Source organism: Celeribacter marinus, assembly GCF_001308265.1.
GTDB lineage: Bacteria > Pseudomonadota > Alphaproteobacteria > Rhodobacterales > Rhodobacteraceae > Celeribacter > Celeribacter marinus.
In genome coordinates, this window is the sequence record NZ_CP012023.1 from 1,649,941 (window position 1) to 1,670,350 (window position 20,410).

General features: G+C 54.4%; 19 protein-coding genes. 7 read left to right on the top strand and 12 right to left on the bottom strand.

Going from position 1 to position 20,410, the window contains the following annotated elements:
- Nucleotides 1–52 precede the first annotated feature (52 nt).
- Nucleotides 53–250 carry a hypothetical protein gene (locus IMCC12053_RS15810; protein WP_062217861.1) on the bottom strand — a complete coding sequence of 66 codons (198 nt, stop codon included), beginning with the start codon at nucleotides 248–250 and terminating at the stop codon, nucleotides 53–55.
- 222 nt (nucleotides 251–472) lie between these two features.
- Between IMCC12053_RS15810 and IMCC12053_RS08180 the strand changes: the two genes are divergently transcribed.
- Nucleotides 473–1,417 carry a DMT family transporter gene (locus tag IMCC12053_RS08180; RefSeq protein ID WP_062217864.1) on the top strand — a complete coding sequence of 315 codons (945 nt, stop codon included), beginning with the start codon at nucleotides 473–475 and terminating at the stop codon, nucleotides 1,415–1,417.
- A 12-nt stretch (nucleotides 1,418–1,429) separates the two neighbouring features.
- Here IMCC12053_RS08180 and IMCC12053_RS08185 read toward each other — a convergent pair whose 3' ends face one another.
- Together IMCC12053_RS08185 and IMCC12053_RS08190 are read right to left on the bottom strand one after the other, a co-directional pair.
- Complete coding sequence (locus IMCC12053_RS08185) at nucleotides 1,430–2,572, bottom strand: iron-containing alcohol dehydrogenase (RefSeq protein WP_205623915.1); 1,143 nt, start codon at nucleotides 2,570–2,572, stop codon at nucleotides 1,430–1,432.
- A 55-nt stretch (nucleotides 2,573–2,627) separates the two neighbouring features.
- Nucleotides 2,628–3,647: a LacI family DNA-binding transcriptional regulator gene (locus tag IMCC12053_RS08190; protein WP_143089978.1), complete on the bottom strand. Its 1,020-nt coding sequence runs from the start codon at nucleotides 3,645–3,647 to the stop codon at nucleotides 2,628–2,630.
- Between the two features lie 144 nt (nucleotides 3,648–3,791).
- Here IMCC12053_RS08190 and ltnD point away from each other — a divergent pair, with 144 nt between their 5' ends.
- The 4 genes from ltnD to IMCC12053_RS08210 are packed head-to-tail and all read left to right on the top strand — an operon-like array spanning nucleotide 3,792 to nucleotide 7,337.
- Nucleotides 3,792–4,694 (top strand): L-threonate dehydrogenase, encoded by a 903-nt coding sequence (gene ltnD / locus IMCC12053_RS08195; RefSeq protein WP_082389066.1) that lies wholly within the window; start codon nucleotides 3,792–3,794, stop codon nucleotides 4,692–4,694.
- Nucleotides 4,694–5,932, top strand: coding sequence for a 3-oxo-tetronate kinase (otnK, locus tag IMCC12053_RS08200; protein WP_062217873.1), 1,239 nt, complete (start codon nucleotides 4,694–4,696; stop codon nucleotides 5,930–5,932). The genes ltnD and otnK overlap by 1 nt, the downstream gene beginning before the upstream one ends.
- The gene (otnC, locus tag IMCC12053_RS08205; RefSeq protein WP_062217876.1) at nucleotides 5,929–6,576 is read left to right on the top strand and encodes a 3-oxo-tetronate 4-phosphate decarboxylase; all 648 of its coding nucleotides are present in this window, start codon (nucleotides 5,929–5,931) and stop codon (nucleotides 6,574–6,576) included. Before otnK ends, otnC begins: the two co-directional genes overlap by 4 nt.
- Nucleotides 6,573–7,337: a hydroxypyruvate isomerase family protein gene (locus tag IMCC12053_RS08210; protein WP_062217879.1), complete on the top strand. Its 765-nt coding sequence runs from the start codon at nucleotides 6,573–6,575 to the stop codon at nucleotides 7,335–7,337. The genes otnC and IMCC12053_RS08210 overlap by 4 nt, the downstream gene beginning before the upstream one ends.
- A 57-nt stretch (nucleotides 7,338–7,394) precedes the next feature.
- Here the strand turns inward: IMCC12053_RS08210 and gyrB are convergent, their stop codons facing one another.
- From gyrB to mutM, 8 genes are all read right to left on the bottom strand, one after another.
- On the bottom strand, nucleotides 7,395–9,830 hold the full coding sequence (gyrB, locus tag IMCC12053_RS08215) for a DNA topoisomerase (ATP-hydrolyzing) subunit B (protein ID WP_062217881.1): 2,436 nt from the start codon (nucleotides 9,828–9,830) through the stop codon (nucleotides 7,395–7,397).
- A gap of 90 nt (nucleotides 9,831–9,920) precedes the next feature.
- Complete coding sequence (locus tag IMCC12053_RS08220; RefSeq protein ID WP_062217884.1) at nucleotides 9,921–10,541, bottom strand: LysE family translocator; 621 nt, start codon at nucleotides 10,539–10,541, stop codon at nucleotides 9,921–9,923.
- Nucleotides 10,538–11,647 carry a DNA replication/repair protein RecF gene (gene recF, locus IMCC12053_RS08225; protein WP_062217887.1) on the bottom strand — a complete coding sequence of 370 codons (1,110 nt, stop codon included), beginning with the start codon at nucleotides 11,645–11,647 and terminating at the stop codon, nucleotides 10,538–10,540. Before recF ends, IMCC12053_RS08220 begins: the two co-directional genes overlap by 4 nt.
- Nucleotides 11,648–11,681: 34 nt before the next feature.
- Nucleotides 11,682–12,800 carry a DNA polymerase III subunit beta gene (dnaN, locus tag IMCC12053_RS08230; protein ID WP_062217890.1) on the bottom strand — a complete coding sequence of 373 codons (1,119 nt, stop codon included), beginning with the start codon at nucleotides 12,798–12,800 and terminating at the stop codon, nucleotides 11,682–11,684.
- A 173-nt stretch (nucleotides 12,801–12,973) separates the two neighbouring features.
- Nucleotides 12,974–14,323, bottom strand: a complete 1,350-nt coding sequence (dnaA, locus tag IMCC12053_RS08235; protein ID WP_062221080.1) for a chromosomal replication initiator protein DnaA — start codon at nucleotides 14,321–14,323, stop codon at nucleotides 12,974–12,976.
- Nucleotides 14,324–15,046: 723 nt separating this feature from the next.
- Entirely contained in the window at nucleotides 15,047–15,310 is a 264-nt protein-coding gene (rpsT, locus tag IMCC12053_RS08240) for a 30S ribosomal protein S20 (protein ID WP_062217893.1), read from the bottom strand.
- Between the two features lie 180 nt (nucleotides 15,311–15,490).
- Nucleotides 15,491–16,267 (bottom strand): enoyl-CoA hydratase, encoded by a 777-nt coding sequence (locus IMCC12053_RS08245; RefSeq protein WP_062217896.1) that lies wholly within the window; start codon nucleotides 16,265–16,267, stop codon nucleotides 15,491–15,493.
- 58 nt (nucleotides 16,268–16,325) lie between these two features.
- Complete coding sequence (mutM, locus tag IMCC12053_RS08250) at nucleotides 16,326–17,177, bottom strand: bifunctional DNA-formamidopyrimidine glycosylase/DNA-(apurinic or apyrimidinic site) lyase (RefSeq protein WP_062217899.1); 852 nt, start codon at nucleotides 17,175–17,177, stop codon at nucleotides 16,326–16,328.
- 86 nt (nucleotides 17,178–17,263) lie between these two features.
- On the opposite strand from mutM, the gene ubiE reads away from it, so the two are divergent.
- Together ubiE and ubiB are read left to right on the top strand one after the other, a co-directional pair.
- On the top strand, nucleotides 17,264–18,016 hold the full coding sequence (gene ubiE / locus IMCC12053_RS08255) for a bifunctional demethylmenaquinone methyltransferase/2-methoxy-6-polyprenyl-1,4-benzoquinol methylase UbiE (RefSeq protein ID WP_062217905.1): 753 nt from the start codon (nucleotides 17,264–17,266) through the stop codon (nucleotides 18,014–18,016).
- The gene (gene ubiB / locus IMCC12053_RS08260; RefSeq protein WP_062217908.1) at nucleotides 18,016–19,551 is read left to right on the top strand and encodes a 2-polyprenylphenol 6-hydroxylase; all 1,536 of its coding nucleotides are present in this window, start codon (nucleotides 18,016–18,018) and stop codon (nucleotides 19,549–19,551) included. The genes ubiE and ubiB overlap by 1 nt, the downstream gene beginning before the upstream one ends.
- Here the strand turns inward: ubiB and IMCC12053_RS08265 are convergent.
- Nucleotides 19,538–20,386 carry a phosphotransferase gene (locus IMCC12053_RS08265; RefSeq protein ID WP_062217911.1) on the bottom strand — a complete coding sequence of 283 codons (849 nt, stop codon included), beginning with the start codon at nucleotides 20,384–20,386 and terminating at the stop codon, nucleotides 19,538–19,540. The two genes, ubiB and IMCC12053_RS08265, sit on opposite strands and share 14 nt — an antisense overlap.
- Nucleotides 20,387–20,410 lie beyond the last annotated feature (24 nt).

The following is a 20,410-nucleotide window of genomic DNA, read 5'->3' on the forward strand; positions in this document are numbered from 1 at the left end:
CAAAAGGGCGCCCACCACGGCGCCCTTTTTATATGACAGCGACCGCGCAGCGTCAGTCAAAGATATCAAATACGTCTTCGGCCATATCTTTGATAAAATAGGCCAATCCACGCTTTTTCTTTTTGCTTTTCGGCTTGGGTTTAGGCTTGGGCTTCGCTTTCGTCGGCTTGCGCGGCGTTTGCGTGTCTTTCGCCCGCTTACCGGTCACCGTAAACGGATCAATAACATGATCTACCCGTAGCGCCTTCATCCGCGAAAAAGGGGCCGCACAAGAGGCGCATTTCAACTCATGGCGAACGCCAGATGATAACGTTAAAACTGTCTGCGCGCCGCAATAGCAACATGTGCTTGATTTATGTGTTCGATGCATCTTCTCTATGTGGGGTGTGCGCCACCTGAGGCAAGGGAGTGTTTGCGTCAAACCGCCGCACATGATTAGTGTGCATGAGATTTGTTACATCGGACCTTCAATATGAATATATCTGGCGCCTTTTTTGCTCTCATCGCTTTCGCCGTTTTCGCGACGCACGACGCGCTAATCAAGGTGCTGGGAGCTAGCTTTTCTCCGTTCCAGATGATCTTTTTCACGACCCTATTTTCGTTCCCGCTTGTGACATTCATGTTGATCCGAGATAAAAGTAGCGGTCACTTGCGCCCCGTTCATCCATGGTGGACTCTCGCACGTACGGCCGCCGCGATGATCAACGGCATGGGTGCATTCTACGCATTTTCGGTTTTGCCGCTGGCTCAGGTCTACGCGATTATTTTCGCCTCGCCACTTATCATCACAATTCTATCGATTCCTGTGCTGGGCGAGCGTGTTGGGATTCATCGTTGGGCTGCGGTCATTGCGGGATTGATCGGCGTGATTGTCGTTCTACGCCCTGGCAGCACCGAATTATCTCTTGGCCACTTGGCCGCATTGGCGTGCGCGTTTTTTGGCGCGTTCGCCTCAATAGTGGTACGTAAAGTCGGTCGTGAAGAGCGGACAGTGGTCTTTTTGTTGTACCCAATGGTTGCAAATTTCATCGTCATGGGGGCGTTGATGACGTTTGACTACCAACCCATGCCTTTGACCGACATTGGCGGAATCGCCGCAATATCACTCTTCGGGTTCACTGGGGGTGTTCTATTGATTGCTGCATATAAGGCATCAGAGGCAGCGATTGTCGCACCGATGCAATATTCACAAATCATTTGGGCGACGATTTTTGGCTACTTCTTTTTCGACGAAAAACTCGATGCACAAACGATTATTGGCGCGGGCATCATCATCGCCTCTGGCATGTATATCGTATTTAGAGAATCTCGTAGTGGCACATCGTCAAACACACCCGTTTTGCGAACCCGCTCACGTGGAGGATCAGCTGCCTCATTCAGGATTTCACCGTTTTTACGGCGCGCAAAAGGCGATTGATCGCACGCGCCCCTAGCGCGCCGCTTTCAAAATTTGGGCCAAATCATCATATGAAAGAGCGACTGGATTAGCCTTCATTGAGCTAGAGGTAGATGCAGCATGAGCGGCATCGTTCAAATCAGCGTCACAAAGCCCAAGCTCATCCAGTCCCTGCAATCCATGTGTACGCGACCACGCCGCAAGGGTTTCAAACGCAGATTCTGGCGTTCCACCTAGCTCTCGTGCAATCCACTGTCGCACATCTTCAATGCGCGATCCAAAGTGATCGTCCCTCACAGCCCGTGCATTCACCTCAAGGCCGTGCGGCAAAAGTGCGCCGCAAAGGGCACCGTGCGCGGCCCCCGTCAGCCCACCCAATGGGCCCGCCAATCCGTGGATAACACCCAACCCTGCGTTCGCAAGCGCGATCCCACCGCACAGGCTTACATATGCAAGCGCGTCACGCGCCGCCTCATCCTCGTGCTGCATCAAGATGTTCAACGCACGCAGTCCGCGTGGAATAGCGTCTCGGCAAAGCGCGTCTGTGAACGGATTTGCCTTAGTACACAGGTACGGCTCAATAACTTGCGTGATCGCGTCTAGGCCAGATGCCAACGTAATTTGCTTGGGGCAATGATCCGTCAGGCTAGGATCGACAACGGCAAGATCGGGTAGCATGCGCGCATCGCGCAGCGATACCTTGCGACGATGAGCTGGCACAGAGATAACGGCGTTTTTCGTCACCTCTGCGCCTGTTCCCGAGGTCGTCGTGATTGCAACAAACGGAAGTGGTGCCACATCGAGCGGCAACCCACGCCCAACAACTTCGAGGTGATCCATTATCGGCCGCTTGGCGGGGATCAGTGCCGCAATCGCTTTGCCTGCGTCAATAACAGAGCCGCCCCCTAACGCGACAACCGCGCCTACGCCATCACCTTCACTCAAACCGCGCTCGATCACATCTAGGTCCGGCTCAACCGCCACAGACATCCGCCGAACGTCACATCCGCATTCAGTCAATGTCGTTGCCAACCAATCCGACCGCTGTGCACTTTGACCACCGATCAATAGAACTGGCTTATTGTTTGCAAGTTCGACGATGCGCGCGACAGAACGCATAGCCTCACCACGACCAAATCGAATTTCAGATGCGGTGAGAAATGAAAATGGGGTCATCAGAGTCGCCTCACTTAGTTATACAGTTGTCAGGTTTTATAGCGCACCATCAAGGTCATCCAAGATCAATCATGGGTGGAAAGTCAAAGGACCGTTGAACGCCGTCCGCCACGCCATCATTGATAATCTGCACTGCACGACGGCCGATTTCGCGGCGCTGGGTCCGCGATGTTGCGATTTTCACAGGAAGGCTATCAACGAAATCCAAGCCGTTAAATCCCGCAATCATAATACTGTCAGGCACCTGAATCCCCGCAGACATACAGTGGAACACCCCCCCCATCGCCATGTCATCGTTCGAAAAGTAGATACAGTCCAAGTCTGGAAATTGCCCCAAAAGATCAGCCGTGAGCGCACGCCCCTCTTGGGCGGTGGATGGCGCATCCGAACATCGCTCGCCGACAAGTGTCAGCCCGTTTTGATCGAGTGCCTCAACGAAACCGGCCCGCCGTTTGTATGCGCGTGTATCGCGGTTCAAACTGCATCCCACGTATCCAATCTTTCGCCTACCCGCTGTGATGAGGGCAAGCGCCATGTCGGCCCCAGCGCGCGTTTGTGACAGGCCGACCACTGCATCAATCGGGTCGCCGTCCAGATCCATAATTTGCACAATCGGGATATCAGCCGCCTCTAAAAGGCGTCTCGTTTTGTCAGGTTGATCGAGGCCGGTGACAATCAGGCCCGCAGGCCGCCACGACAACATGTTTCGTATCGCCTGATATTCCTTATCGGGGTCGTAGTCGGTCACACCAAACACGGATTGACGCCCCGTGCCCTCAACCGCATCCGCGACACCTGACAAAACTTCGGCGAACACAATGTTTGTTAGGCTGGGGATCACAACACCGATCAAGTTCGTTTGTTGGGCTGAGAGGGAAAGTGCAAGGTTGTTGCCCACATAGCCCACATGCGCGGCGGCTACTTGCACCTTTTCAATACTGGTTTTCGATACATCTGCGGCCCCCCGCAAGGCCCGCGATGCCGTCATTTTACTCACACCCGCGAGGCGGGCGACATCCTCCAATGTTGCGCGGCGCACAGTGTCTGATGCGGTTCTATCGCTTGGCTTTTTCATTTTGGAACCCTTCACGACCCTAACGAAACACGTTACCCCCCTGACCCCAGAAAGGGAAATTGACACAGGGACGCTCCTTGACTACAAAACTGGTATCGATACCAGTTGTCAAGAAATACGCCGAAAGGCAAGAAAGGCATTCGAATGACACAAACCGCGCGCATCGCCGTGATCGGCCTTGGCTCTATGGGATACGGGATGGCACAGTCGTGTCTAAAAGCGGGTCACACGACCTATGGTTACGACATCATGCCCGCACAAATGGAGAAATTCCAATCTGAGGGCGGCGCAATCGGAGCGCTCGACGACATTGCGGGGTCACTGGACTGCGCGGTTATTGTCGTTTTGAATGCGGCACAAACCGAAGCCGTGCTCTTCGGCGAAGGCGGGCTTGCCTCCAAGATGAGCGCAAACTCTGTTGTCGTGGCATGCGCAACTGTTCCACCCGAATTCGCACGCGACATGGAAGCGCGATGCGCGCAACATGGCATTCTCTACCTCGATGCCCCAATCTCTGGCGGCTCCCTCAAGGCCGCAAACGGCGCGCTATCCGTCATGGCATCCGGCACTTCCGCCGCATTTGAGCGCGCCCGCCCAATGCTAGATGCAACATCGCAAAGCGTGTTTGAACTTGGGGATGCAGCCGGCGCAGGCTCCGCGATGAAAGCCGTAAATCAATTGTTAGCGGGCGTTCATATCGCCGCGATGGCCGAGGCGCTCACATTTGGAATGACACAGGGTGTCACACCCGAAAAATTTGTAGAGGTCATTAGCCAGTGCGCAGGAACATCGTGGATGCTCGAAAACCGCGCGCCCCACATTGTTGACGGAGATTACACACCACGTAGCCAAGTCAACATCTGGCCAAAGGATCTTGGAATCGTCCTCGATATTGCGAAATCCGCAAAATTCAGCGCGCCTATTACCGCCGCCGCGATGCAACAATACCTTGCCGCAGCCGGTATGGGCTTTGGCACTGAGGACGATGCTGCAGTGGCTAAAGTCTATGCGCGAAATGCGGGCCTTACATTGCCGGGAGATGCGTAATGAAACTTGGCTGTATTGGCGACGACTTTACGGGGTCCAGTGATCTGGCGAACACACTGGCCAAAGGTGGGATGAAAACCGTTCAATTCACCGGCATCCCATCATCACCCGTACCGTCAGATGTGGAGGCGGGCGTTGTTGCCCTCAAGTCGCGCTCAATCCCCGTCAAGGACGCGGTCGCGCAATCATTGGCCGCGCTCGACTGGCTCAAGGCCCAAGGATGCACGCAGTTTTTGTTCAAGTATTGCTCCACATTTGACTCTACTCAGGACGGCAACATCGGGCCGGTGGCGGATGCCCTCGCCGATGCACTTGGTGCACACAAAGTCATCGTATGTCCCGCCTTTCCCGGAACGGGCCGCTCCATTTATCAGGGTCATCTGTTCGTCAATGACCAACTTTTGAATGAATGCGGGATGCAAAACCACCCGCTCACGCCGATGACCGATGCAGATATTCGGCGCTGGATGTCATTCCAATCGCAATACGGCGTTGGCCATGTTCCCGCTCAGACTGTGTTTAACGGCGCCAACGCCATTCGCGCATCGCTAGAGGCGCAGCATGCGCTCGGACACCGCCATCTCGTCGTGGATGCGATCAGGGATGAGGATCTTTTTGAAATCGGTAAGGCCGCCAAAGATTTGCCACTTATCACAGGCGGGTCTGGCATCGCACTTGGACTACCTGCAAATTTCGGGTGTACCGCGTCACCAGTGGCATGGACCGGACAAGCGGGCAAAGCCATTGCACTCTCTGGATCGTGCTCCATCGCAACACGCGAACAGGTCGCACATCACGCCACTAATAGCCCAACCCGCGAAATCAATGCGGCGGATGTGATCGAGGGACGCCTTAGCGCGCTTGATGTGGCGGAGTGGCTATTGTCCCAAGACGGTATCCCCCTCGCCTTTAGTTCCGCTGATCCCGAGGTCGTGAAACAGGTCCAAACAACGTTCGGACGCGAAAAGTCCGCTACGGCTTTGGAGGGCTTCTTTGCCGATGTCGCCCGCATCTGTGTGGAGCGCGGCGTTACGCGCGTAATAACAGCAGGCGGTGAGACCTCCGGGGCCATTGTCGAAGGTCTTTCACTGAAAACGCTCGAAATAGGGCCCGAGATCGACCCCGGCGTTCCGGCCCTTCGGGCAAGCGAGTCTCTTGTGGTGGCCCTAAAGTCGGGTAACTTTGGCGCTAAAGACTTCTTTGAAAAAGCCAACTCCGTTCTTTCAGGTGATGTATGACCGAAACTGCCCTACGCGATCAAATTTGCATGTTGGCCAAGTCTCTATTCGATCGTGGCCTAACCCATGGAAACACAGGAAATATCTCGGCACGCACGGATGATGGCGGGCTTTTAGTCTCTCCAACAGGGACAAGTTTTGGACGCCTTGATCCTGCGCGCCTCAGTCGCTTTGACGCGCGCGGACGATTGATTTCAGGCGACCAGCCGACAAAGGAAATGCCTCTGCATTCCGCCTTCTATGAGACGCGCAGCACCGCAGGCGCCGTGGTCCACCTACATTCGTGTCACTCGGTGGCGTTATCCATGACACCTGACGCAAATGAGGATGATTTTCTGCCTCCGTTCACACCCTACGGCATTATGAAGCTTGGGCGCGTCAAACTCCTCCCGTTTTTTCTCCCGGGTGATCCCGCAATGGGTCATGCAGTGCGCGGGTTGGCGGGCAAACGCTCGGCAGTGATGCTTGCCAATCACGGGCCTGTTGTCGCGGGCAAAGATGTCGAGGCCGCATGCAACGCCATCGAAGAGTTGGAAGAAACCGCCAAACTCGCCCTTATGATGCGCAATATAGACGCGCGCATTCTAACCGCCGAACAAATCGGCGCCGTTGTCACTAAATTTGACGTGGAGTGGGATGCATGACGCAATTCTCTGCAAACTTGGGATTTCTTTGGACCGAACTGGCGTTACCCGATGCAATTCGCGCCGCGCACGCCGCGGGATTTGACGCTATTGAATGCCACTGGCCCTACGACAACAGCGCGCAAGATGTGAAGGCCGCGTTAGACGAAACTGGCCTTAAAATGCTCGGCCTCAACACGCGGCGCGGAGATGTAGCACAGGGAGAAAACGGATTGGCGGCACTGGTTGGACGCGAAGTTGACGCCCGCGCCGCGATTGACGAGGCACTTGCCTATGCTGTTGAAATTGACGCCGCCGCAGTTCACGTGATGGCGGGGTTTTCGTCTGGAATTGACGCGCACACCACGTTCATCGACAACCTTTCCTATGCCTGCGAAGCCGCGTTGCCGCTTGGAAAGACCATACTTATCGAACCGTTGAATCGACATGACGCACCCGGCTATTTTCTACAAACAACCGACCAGGCGCGTAGCATCATCGAAACCGTATCACGGCCAAACTTGAAGTTGATGTTTGATTGCTACCACATCGGGCGCACAGAGGGCGATGTCGCGACACGCGCCAAAACGCTATTGCCATTCATCGGCCATATCCAATTCGCATCAGTTCCCGATCGCGGCCCACCGGATCACGGCGAATTGGACTACTGGTTCCTATTTTCCGCTCTGGATGCCCTTGGTTGGACCGCACCTTTAGGAGCCGAATACAAACCCAATGGCGATACAGACGCGACATTGGGTTGGCTTAAAACACTTCGGTAGCCAAAAAGGGCGGCGCATATTGCACCGCCCTTTTTTTGTTAGGTGTCGCGCGCGACTTTACGCGTCGAGGTTCTCGACGTTCAGTGCGTTATCTTGGATAAATTCACGGCGTGGCTCAACGACATCCCCCATCAATTTGGTAAAGATATCATCAGCCTCAGCGAAATCATCGATTTTAACCTGTAAGAGAGTCCGCGCCTCTGGGTCCAGTGTCGTTTCCCAAAGCTGCTCAGGGTTCATCTCTCCAAGGCCCTTATAGCGTTGGAGCGACAGTCCCTTTTCGCCCTCTTCCAAGATCGCATTGAGCAGGTCAACAGGACCATGGATAAGGGTTTCACGCTCTTTGCGCACGAGGCGCGCAGGGTTTGTATAAATGCCGCCCGTTGCCTCGACTTCTTTATTGATGCGGCGCGCTTCGCCACCTCGCAAAATTGCACCGTCAAGGGTTCTGACCTCCTCGACGCCCCGCAAAACGCGTGTCAATCGAATGCCAACATCCTGCGTCGGGCGTCCTGTCCAACCGCGCTCGTATTCAAGTGCGATCTGATCAAGGCGCTTAGCCACGATCTCAGCCGTGCCTGACAAATCAGAATCCACACGGCCGGGTTCAAATGCCCCTGCGAGTGCTGCCTGCTCTATGATGTGACGCGGATAGTGTGTTGGGAAGGCTTCAAGAATACGTTTGAACGTACGCGCCCCTTCGACAACGCGGGTAAGATCGGCACCCGCAATTTCCTCGCCGGATTTCAACCGCAACACGGCACCATCGACACCTTGTTGAATAAGATACTCTTCCATCGCCGCTTGGTCTTTGAGGTAGACCTCTGACTTGCCGCGCGCAACTTTGTAAAGCGGCGGTTGCGCAATAAAGAGGTGCCCTTGCTCAATAAGCTGTGGCATCTGGCGAAAGAAGAATGTGAGCAACAGCGTGCGAATGTGCGCGCCGTCGACGTCCGCATCGGTCATGATGACGATCTTGTGGTACCGCAACTTATCGAGATTGAATTCGTCGCGGCCAATGCCCGTACCGAGCGCCATCACCAAGTTGCCGATCTCCTGGCTACCCAACATGCGATCAAATCGCGCGCGCTCAACGTTTAGGATTTTACCTTTGAGAGGCAAAATAGCCTGTGTGCGACGATCGCGCCCCGTTTGCGCGGAGCCACCAGCGGAGTCACCCTCCACGAGGAAGACTTCGGTTTGGCTCGGATCTTTTTCCGAACAATCTTTGAGCTTTCCAGCGAGAAAGTTCACGTCTAACGCCGACTTGCGCCGCGTCAGTTCGCGCGCCTTGCGGGCCGCCTCGCGGGCCATCGCCGCCTCAACGATCTTGGAGACGATCATCTTCGCCTCTGTAGGATGCTCGTCAAACCACTCGGTTAGCTTTTCACCAACGAGATTTTCCACCGCAGGGCGGACCTCAGATGACACCAATTTGTCTTTTGTTTGCGACGAGAATTTCGGATCCGGAACTTTCACCGACAATACACAGGTCAGTCCTTCGCGGGCATCGTCGCCCGTAAAGGTAATCTTTTCTTTCTTTGCGATCCCACTTTCTGCCGCGTAGCGGGTCAAGGTGCGGGTAAGCGCGCCACGAAAACCGGCAAGGTGCGCCCCGCCGTCTCTCTGTGGGATGTTGTTGGTGAACGGAAGGACATTTTCATGGTAGCTATCGTTCCACCACATCGCGACTTCGACGCCAATATCGTCACGTTCGCCCGTGACAAAAATAGGCTCTGGGATCATAGCTTGCTTTGAACGGTCGAGGTATTTGACGAACTCCTTAACGCCACCCTCGTAAAACAGCTCAGATTTCAGCGGCACTGCGGGACGCTCATCCTCAAGAATGATCCGCACACCCGAGTTCAAAAACGCCAATTCGCGCAAACGCTTTTCCAAGGTCTCGAAATTGTAGTCGAGGTTCGAAAACGTGCCCTCAGGATCATTGATTTTGGAAGACGCGAAAAAGCGTACTTCTGTACCTGTTTCGTCCCCCGCATCGCCAATGATTTTCAAATGCTCGGCCGTATCGCCCTTTTCAAAGCGCGCGATATGGATCTTGCCGTTGCGCCAAACTTTGAGTTCAAGCCACTCGGACAGGGCGTTCACAACCGAAACGCCAACGCCGTGTAGGCCGCCCGAGACCTTGTACGAATTGCTGTCGAATTTACCGCCGGCATGAAGCTGGGTCATAATAACCTCGGCCGCGGAAACACCCTCTTCTTGATGGATGTCGACAGGAATGCCGCGACCGTTGTCACGCACGGAAACAGAGCTGTCTTTGTGAATTTTGACAGTCACATAGTCCGCATGACCCGCAAGAGCCTCATCAATCCCGTTGTCCACGACCTCGTAGACCATGTGGTGCAGACCAGATCCATCGTCCGTGTCGCCGATATACATACCGGGACGCTTTCGAACGGCTTCCAAGCCTCTGAGAACCTTGATAGAATCGGCGCCATACTCAGGGCTTTGGGGTGTGTCGTCAGACATGCGTTTTCCTCGTCTTTACCTTGGCGTTTTTATACGCCAACGCTTGGGGAATGTCACGTCAATGCCACAAGATTTGGTGGTTTTCGCCGATCACACGAAAGGGATAATAAACGCCACAAATATCAACAAAATCCCCGCCGTACGGTTCATCCGGCTCAACGCACCAGAGGATGTCAGTAGCCCACGAATTCTACTGACAAAGAGCGCCAGTATGAGGTTTCCGATCAACGGCACGACAGCCGAAATAGCACAGATCACCATGATGTCCGGCGCGGTCAGTGACGACAGATCAAAGAACCCGGGTAACAGGCCCATATAGAATAAAATCGCCTTTGGGTTCCCCAAGATCACAACGACACCCGCAACAAAACCGGCCAAAATACCTGGCCGTGTTAAGCGACTGTCTGATGTAATTTTTTTGTCCGCATGGCGGATGAGCATGACCCCCATAACCAAAAACATCAGAACCGCCGCCCATCGCATCACTGTAAGAAAGGCCGCGAATTCCGAAATGATCCACGTCACACCAAGGATCGCCAAAAGCGGCCACAATACATCACCGACAACGACCCCTAAGGCCAAAGGGGCCGCAGACGCAAAGCCCCCCGACATAGCGCGGGCCAACATTGCAACCCAAACGGGGCCGGGCGTCAAAAACAGGATCAAGAGGGCAAACGCATAGAGGCCGAGTTCTGTAACACCAACGGTCATTGGATTTCTTTCATCTGCGAGGCTCCCGCCTCTTCGGTAACGTCAAAATGGGCGGCGCGCGCCCCAAGCTCGGCGAATAATTCCGGACCCGTTCCCGTCATAAACGCCTGCGCCCCAAGCGCACATATTTCATCATAAAGCGCCGCACGACGACCAGCGTCAAGGTGCGCCGCGACCTCATCAAGTAACAAAATTGGTGCAGCGCCAAAGTCCTCGGACAAGGCACGGCCATTTGCCAAAATCAGTGAGATTAGAAGCGCCTTTTGCTCTCCTGTGGAGCAGTGTTCGGCGGGGACATCTTTCGCTGCGTACACCCCGCTCATATCCGCGCGGTGCGGGCCTATAAGTGTGCGACCTGCGTGCAAGTCACGCTGACGGTTATCGCGCAATGCCGCGAGCAAATCATCCTCGGCCTCGGGTAGCGGTTTGTCGTCAGAGGCTTGCAACGTCAATGTCGCAACGGGAAAGGCCGTCTTTGCTCCGTCTTGCGCCGCCGCCAGTCGCGCAAGCGTGACCAAACGGTTTTTCATGATATCGGCACCATGCGCCGCCATTTGCGTCTCAAGTGCGCCATACCAATGCGCATCGCGCACCATGTCCTTGAGCAAGCGATTGCGTTCGCGCATCGCCTTTTCATAGCCCAACACAGCCTCGGCATGACGCGGCTCAAAGGACATGACCATGCGATCCAAAAACCGCCTGCGCCCCTCCGGCCCCTCAATCCATAACCTGTCCATTGCCGGAATGAGCCAAACCACACGCGCAACACGCCCCAACGCAAGCTGTGCTGCGGATTTGCCGTCAACCTTGACCGAACGCGATTGTCCCGCCTCCGCCCATGTTTCAATGTCATGCGTTTGATGAAGGGACCGAAGTTCGGCACGGACCTTCCACCCCAGACGCTCGGGCTTTCGAGCAATGTCATCGGGCGAGGCGCGCCGCAATCCACGCCCCGGAGACAGTAACGAAACCGCCTCAAGAATGTTGGTTTTGCCCGCGCCATTGGGTCCATGTATCGCAACAGGCCGCCCGTCCAACTCGAGACGTGCGGCCCTATGTGAGCGAAAATGCGATAGACTTAGCTCTTCTAGATAAAGGCCGCCCATCGCGCCTCACCTGTTTTCTTTGAGCACCAAATACTCAAACACGCATCGGCATCACAACATAGACCGCAGAGGTATCATTACCTTCACGCATCAATGTTGGATCACCTGAGGAATTAAACAAAAACACTGCGTTTTCACGGTCCACTTGTGATGCGATTTCGAGCAAGTATTTTGCATTAAACCCGATCTCGAGACGCTCATCGCTATACGCAACAGCCAACTCTTCTTCGGCGGCACCACTATCAGGCGCATTGACGGAAAGTGTTAGCTTGTCCTCTTCAAGGGACAGCTTCACAGCACGCGAGCGCTCCGACGAAACAGTCGCAACACGGTCCACGGCCTTCGCAAATTCAGCGGCGTCCACTTCGAGCTTGCGCGTGTTTCCGACCGGAATAACACGCGTATAATCTGGGAACGTGCCGTCGATGACTTTGGACGTTAGTGTGATGTTGGGCGTTGCGAACCGCACTTTCGCCTCTGACACAGACACCGCAATCGTCATGTCATCATCATCAAGCAACTTGCGCAATTCGCCTACGGTTTTGCGTGGCACAATCACGCCCGGCATATCAGCCGCACCATCGGGCAGTGTCGTATCAACACGCGCGAGACGGTGACCATCTGTTGCCACACACCGTAGCACCTTGCCGCCCTCAGCGTCAGAAACATGCATGTAGACGCCGTTGAGGTAGTAACGGGTCTCTTCGGTCGAGATTGCAAATTTGGACTTATCAAACAAACGGCGCAAGACCGGCGCAGGAATCGCGAAATTGCTTTCGTAATCTGCGCTTGCCATAACTGGGAAATCTTCTTTTGGCAGTGTGGCCAATGAAAAATTCGACCGGCCCGCCTCAACGGTTAGACGCCCTGACGCTCCATCATCGTTCAACTGAACCATCGCGCCATCAGGCAATTTTCGCACGATCTCATGCAGCATCACCGCGGATACTGTCGTAGATCCCGCGCGCTCAACCATAGCATTACATTTATCCACAACTTCGATGTCGAGATCCGTGGCGCGAAACGACACATCATTGCCCGCTGCCTCGATCAAAACGTTGGCAAGGATCGGAATGGTGTTGCGGCGTTCCACTACGGATTGCGCCTGTCCCACGGCCTTAAGAAGTTCGCCGCGTTCGATACTGATTTTCATACCACCCTCGTATGTGCATTTGACTGGGGAGTTGAACGTAAACCATTCACCACACAGCGCAAGATATTGTTTGAGCAGACTGTGTTGCGTTGTGGCGCAACCGTCAAGGGCAAGCGCCCCTCGCGACAGGATTTGTCACGAAGGAACCGCCTTCTTGCCACATGTTGTGCAGATCACGCCTCAAGAAGGCGGGACAACAGCTCCAAATCGTCCGCAATTTGACTATCGGATGATTTCAGCTCTTCGATACGCCGAACACCGTGCATGACGGTCGTGTGATCTCTTCCGCCGAACCTACGTCCGATTTCAGGCAGCGATCGCGATGTCATTTGCTTTGACAAATACATCGCCACCTGACGCGGACGGGCAATTGCGCGAACACGCTTGGGGCCGATCATGTCGCTCAACCGGATCGAATAATGTTCCGACACCCGTCGTTGAATTTCCTCAACCGTCACTTTGCGCTCTGACGCCTTGAGAATATCGGCCAGACATTCTTGTGTCATTTCCAATGTGATTTCGCGGCCCACCAAAGAGGCAAAGGCGAACAACCTCATGAGCGCACCCTCAAGCACACGCACGTTCGTGGTGATGCGGTGCGCGAGGAATTCAAGCACGCCGTTGTTGAACACCAAATCAGGGTACTGAAGACGGTAGTTTTCTGCTTTGGTCTGCAAAACGCCAAGGCGCAGCTCGTAATCGGTCGGGTGGAGGTCCACCACGAGGCCACATTGCAAACGCGACTTAATGCGATCTTCGAGATCTTTGATCTCGCCGGGTGCGCGGTCAGCAGAAATGATGATCTGTTTATTCTGGTCCACAAGCGCGTTGAACGTGTGGAAAAACTCTTCTTGCGTGCTTTCCTTGCCGGCGATGAACTGAACATCATCAACCATCAACACATCGACAGAACGGAACAGTTGTTTGAAATCAATCATCTGCTTGTCACGCAGCGCTTGAACGAAGCGGTACATGAATTGTTCAGCGGATAAATAAAGGACGCGCAATTCGGGGTCGCGTATCTTAATTTCATGGGCGATTGCATGCATCAGGTGCGTTTTGCCAAGGCCAACACCACCATACAAAAATAGCGGATTAAACGTCACAGGCCCGCCCTCGGCAACACGGCGCGCAGCCGCATGTGCAAGCTCGTTCGGCTTGCCGACAACAAAATTATCAAACGTAAATCGCGCATCCAGCGGCGCACCGGGTAGCTCGGAATGTGCGGAGGTCACGGGTTGCTGCGCCTCTTTGGGTGCGGGGCGCGCAACGGGGTCGGCCTGCGCTGCGACAACCTGAAACTCAACGCGAGACGTTTGCGCGTTACTCGCTTTCAGATGTGCAAGAATCTTGTCTGCGAAATTGCGCGAGACCCAATTTGCCATGAAATTCGTCGGCACAGCAAAGACAGCAACGCCATTTTCAATTTTAGTCAGATCAAGCGGCTCAATCCAGTTTGCGTAATTGCTTTGCCCAATATCATCGAGCAAGCCCTGCTTCACACGTCCCCACGTATTTTTCATTTTTCTTGTTCGACCCAATTTATCATTTTCGTTGACCATCACAATCGCAATGGCTGACACTTCATGAGTGTCGCGGATTTAGCGCACGCTTCGCTTTAGGGTCGGGCTTGCATCAAGTCCGTCCTCAACATTGGCCCCTCATGGCCAACATTCAAACAGGCTCATTCCCGAACTATCCCTCACTCAATTTTGCACAAACTGATGATATGACGGACACTATTGTATCCGCCAATGCTCAGTAGCTTGGCACATTTAGGTGCGGGTCTTTGGACTGCCTACCGCTTTCGTACATCTGAACGATATTGGTCGGAAAACTCACAATGGCCGATGTGACCTATGCAAATCCAAAACTGCGCTCATCACCTTAAGGCACCCGAAATTGGGTCCACTTAATTCGACTCACGCAATCCTCATGTCCCCCCAGACGAAGTGAATCGCAGGGTGAAATTAGCCGCGAGATACCGCCGCGCGCAATGGAACTTCGCGCTTGACTCAACCTTTACTGAAATCGAATCTGAAAAGCTGTTTTTTTACAAAGCGCACGTGGCGAATTTGCCGCAAACAGCACGCTACAAACAGGGTGGTCAATTTGCGTGTTGCTAAGGCGTGCTCCTGCGCGCCGTACCGTAAGAATCGCGTTGCCACATACCAACACCATCCGGTGTTCAGGCAATAAAAAACGCGCCCGAAGGCGCGCTTTCATCGTCTAAAATGTGCTTAGAATTAGGCAATCGCTTTAACGCGAGCGGCCAAACGAGACATTTTACGCGATGCTGTGTTCTTGTGCATAACGCCTTTGGTAACGCCGCGCATCAACTCTGGCTGAGCCGCACGAAGAGCTTCTTGAGCAACGGCTTTGTCGCCGGATGCAATTGCTTCTTCAAGGTTACGTAGGAATGTGCGGATACGCGAACGACGTGCTTTGTTTACGTCTGTACGGGCGGTGGCCTGACGGGCGCGTTTTTTGGACTGAGCAGTATTTGCCATGATAATGTCCCTTCTCGGGTTGTTTGCAATTTCGGTTGCGCACGGACCCCAATCACCCAGACGGGCACCCAAATTTGGGTTGGTCAATCATAGCCAAAGCGGGCTCCACGCGCATGTAAGACGTCCCTTTAGATGAGAATCGCCCGAAAGGAAAGGGTTTTGTCAGATCATTTCGGACGCTTACTTGTCGCGAAACTGCGGTGCGCGCTTTTCCAGAAACGCATCCATTCCTTCGCTTTGATCGTCCGTCGCAAACAAGGCGTGAAAGGAGCGGCGCTCAAACAACAGACCTTCGCTCATCGTAGTTTCATACGACCGATTCACTGCTTCTTTCGCAGCCATAACTGCGATCTGACTTTTCTCCGCGATCTTACCCGCAACATCCAAGGCCTCTTCGACGAGTTTGGCGGCAGGCACAACACGCGACACCAAACCGGATCGCTCGGCTTCTGCTGCATCCATAAACCGGCCCGTTAGGTGCATTTCCATTGCTTTGGATTTGCCGACAAAACGGGTCAACCGCTGCGTCCCGCCAAGACCGGCCATAATGCCCAAATTAATTTCGGGCTGACCGAATTTTGCTGTGTCTGCGGCAATGATGAAATCGCACATCATCGCCAATTCGCATCCACCACCAAGGGCATATCCCGCGACAGCTGCGATAATCGGCTTGCGTATCGCAGTAATCGTATTCGCCTCAGCTGCAAAGAAATCCGATAGCGCCATATCGGCAAAGGTTTTCTCAGACATCTCTTTGATATCTGCGCCTGCAGCGAATGCCTTTTCCGATCCCGTGATCACAATAGCGCGGACCTTTGGGTCGGCATCCGCCGCAGACAATGCGGTGGCCAACTCTCCCAACAACTCGGAATTTAATGCGTTCAGGGCATCGGGGCGATCAAGGCGGATCAATGTCACGGAATTCTTAGTGTCGGTTTTAATGGTAGAATAAGCCATCGGAATTTCCTCAAAACAACGCAGTTTTCATCTTAACAGGCGCGAGCACGCGTTTAAACTATGTTTGGCACTCAGGACAAAAGAATGTCGATCGCCCCGCTTGCACAATGCGGCGCACGGTAGCGGTGCACTCCGCTCCTTTGCATAGCTCTCCCTCGCGTCCGTAAACCCGAAAGCTATGCTGAAAATAACCCAACTCGCCGCTCGCCTGCCTGAAATCTTTCAACGATGACCCGCCCGAAACGATGGCCTCATCCAAAACGTCACGGATGATCGGAACAAGGGAGGCCACCCGCGCCCTCGACAACGCACCCGCCTTTTGGGCCGGATCAATACCCGCACGAAACAGAACTTCGCAGACATAGATATTCCCCAATCCCGCGACAATATGCTGATCCAACAGCGCGGTTTTCACCGGCGTGTTTTTATTCCGGAACGCGCGCGTTAGATGCGCCTCGTTAAAGTCATTCCCAAGGGGTTCCGGGCCTATTTTGGCCAATAGGGGATGCGTCTGCGCCGTGGCTGTGTCGAGCAAATCCATTGCCCCAAATCGACGTGGATCATTGAATGTCACACGCGCGCCGTTATCCAGATGAAAGACAACATGATCATGTTTTTGCGCCGCAGGGTGGGTATGCACGAACTGCCCGAGCGGATCCCCCGAGACGGTCATGCGACCAGACATCCCAAGGTGGATCAACAATGTCTCCCCCCGATCAAGGTCCGCCAAAATGTATTTCGAGCGCCGCCGAAGCCGTTCCACCCGAGCGCCCGTGAGCCGCTCTGCCATGCGATCGGGAAAAGGCCAACGCAAATTGGGACGGTTCACATCTGCCTGCGTGATGATCGCCCCCGACATGGATGGCTCCAGACCGCGACGAACCGTCTCAACTTCGGGTAATTCGGGCATTTCGCTCTCCTTATCGTGGCGCTTGCGATTGTATCGCGCGGCATCTGGCCTATAAGAAGAGTAAGTTTAAGAGAGGTTCAAGGGCGATGGCGCAAACGAGCGACAAGACCACCCATTTCGGTTTCAAAGATGTCGCCGAAGATCAGAAAGCCGGCATGGTCCACGGCGTGTTCACGTCTGTGGCGTCGAAGTACGACATCATGAACGATGTAATGTCGATGGGGATTCACCGCGTTTGGAAAGACGCGATGATGGATTGGCTGGCTCCGCGCCCCAATCAGCGGCTTCTTGATGTTGCTGGCGGTACGGGTGACGTGTCATTCCGTTTCCTCAAGCGCGCCCCAAACGCCACCGCAGTCGTCCTCGACATGACAGAATCAATGCTCATCGAGGGGCGCAAACGCGCAGAAGCCGATAAGATGGCCAATAACTTGTCATGGGTGACCGGCGATGCGATGGCCCTACCATTCGATGACAATCAGTTCGACGTGTACACAATCTCGTTTGGCATTCGAAATGTAACCCGCGTGCAGGATGCTTTGAATGAGGCATACCGCGTCCTAAAACCGGGTGGCCGTCTTATGGTTCTCGAGTTTTCACAACTCCCGAATCCCGCTCTGCAAAAAGCCTATGATCTTTATTCGTTCAATGTGATCCCGCCGATGGGAAAACTGATCACCGGCGACCGTGACAGCTATCAATACCTCATTGAAAGCATCCGAAAGTTCCCTGACCAAGACACCTTTGCGTCGATGATCGAGACGGCTGGTTTTGAAACGGTGAAATACCGCAATCTCTCCATGGGCATTGCAACGCTTCACTCAGGGTGGAAAATTTAATGCGCGGCCCTCATAACGTTTGGCGTCTCATTCGGACTGGCGCCACAATGGAACGCACCGGCGCGATGAAAGTCGCAATGGATGCGATGGAGGCGCCACGCGCTTTTCGCATTCTTGCGCGCACACTTGTCTGGCCGTTCAAATGGGTTGGCATAAAAGGCGATCCGACGTTGCCCCCCGTAACTCGCGCCTTGAGTGCCCTTGGCCCCGCTTACATCAAATTCGGTCAGGTACTATCCACCAGACCCGATGTTGTCGGCACCGAATTGGCGATGCAGTTGCGTGTACTGCAAGACGAATTACCCCCCTTTCCTCGGGATCGCGCGATCAAGACGATCGAGGCCGAACTGGGCAAACCGCTCTCGGAGCTGTTTTCAGAGTTTTCCGAACCTGTTGCCGCAGCCTCCATCGCGCAGGTGCACAAGGCAAAGTCCGCACAAGACGGTCGCGATGTTGCCGTAAAAGTCCTACGCCCCGGTATTGAACGCGCCTTTCGCAAGGATATTGATGCGTTCTATTTTGCCGCTTGGATGATTGAACACCTCTCGCCATCATCGCGCCGCCTACACCCACAAGAGGTGATTGCTCACTTTGAGGGCGTTGTGAACGGTGAACTGGATCTGCGGTTGGAAAGCGCATCTGCATCAGAGTTTCGTGCAAACACCCAAAACGACGAGGGCTTTTCCGTCCCTGCCATAGATTGGCGCATGTCGGCGCGCCGCGTTATGACACTCGAATGGGTCGATGGCATTTCCGCCTCCGACACGCAAAAAATTGATGCCGCCGGTCATGACCGCGAAGCTCTTGGAAAACGCGTTTTACAAATGTTCCTAAGTCATGCGCTGCGCGATGGTTTCTTCCACGCAGACATGCACCACGGAAATCTCAAAATCGCACCAAACGGCGATATCATTGCGCTGGATTTCGGCATCATGGGGGCGCTCGACGAATACACACGCCGCGTTTACGCCGAAATCTTGTTCGGGTTTATTCAACAAGATTACCGCCGTGTTGCCGAAGTCCACTTTGAGGCCGGTTATGTGCCCGCCGATCAAGATGTGGATGCCTTTGCGCGCGCCCTTCGTGCCGTAGGTGACCCGATTTTCGGTATGGACGCTGACCATATTTCCATGGCGCGATTGCTCTCTTATCTGTTCGAAGTGACCGAGCGATTTGGGATGGAGACGCGCACCGAACTGATCTTGTTGCAACGCACAATGGTCGTTGTTGAGGGCGTTGCGCGCTCCCTAGATCCGCGCATCAACATTTGGGAAGTGGCCCAACCAATTGTCGAAAGCTATATCAAAGACAACATCGGGCCAAAGGCACTTGCGCGCGACCTTCTTTCAACAGCGCGGGTATTGTCGCGGTTCGGGCCGCGCCTCCCCAAACTCGCCGAGGCAATGCTCACTGCTCAAAACAATCCGACACCTGCGCCAGCACACTACTCTGCCGCAAAATCTGCTCTTTGGCTGACCGTGGGTGGCGGTATTGCGGCAGGGTTTGGGGCCCTCATCGCCCTTACATTCGGCTAAGTTCAATCTCGACACAATCGGCATAAATACCTTCGCCGCGTGCCGCTTTCCACGCGCAATAGGCGGCCATACGCCACGCCAAATACGGCCTATAGTCATGAAATCTGGCAACGGCATCCGCATCCGGGTAAGCATTCAAAGCGCTCTGTTCGCCGTCAGATGTTAGGGCGCCAGACCCGTAAACACGGTGCATTGCGGGCGATAGAGCCACATATATGTCCTGCACGGCATCCCCAATCGCGGGGCATTGCCAGTCCAGAAAGCAAACGCCGGTCGGTGTTTTGATCACATTGGCAGGAACAATATCGCCATGCAAAAAGACGTGGGACGCACAGATCAGTTGGCGCGGTATTGGTCGGGCACCTCGTAGACGTTTTGACATCTGCGCATCAAGACCCTCCACAAACCGATCCCCCATCTCCAAAATATCGAGAGGGGATGTGGCAATAGCCCTTATGCCCATCGGGGCGTCACTCATATGAATACGGTGCATGGCCTGCATGATATCGGGCGTTATTTGCGTGGCCGTGTCGCCCGCGACAAATACATACGCAACGACAGTGCCATCATGTGTGTCGAACCGCGCCACCGGCTCTGGCGCAAGACCCGTCCCAACAAGCGCCGTAAGGCTCGCCCATTCATGCGCGGAATTGTTCGGGAACAACAGGTTCCCCCTGTCCACGCAGTAGAGTTTGTACACAAGTGCGCGCGCCTTTGAGCGGCCAACCCATCCCGCATTCGTACGCCCACCCGTGAGGATTTCCCACGATACATCGCCCTCCAAGAGGGACTGCGCATGCCGGATTATGGCCATGGACGGACGGTTAGACAGCATGATTTCGATGCGCGCTCCAAATTC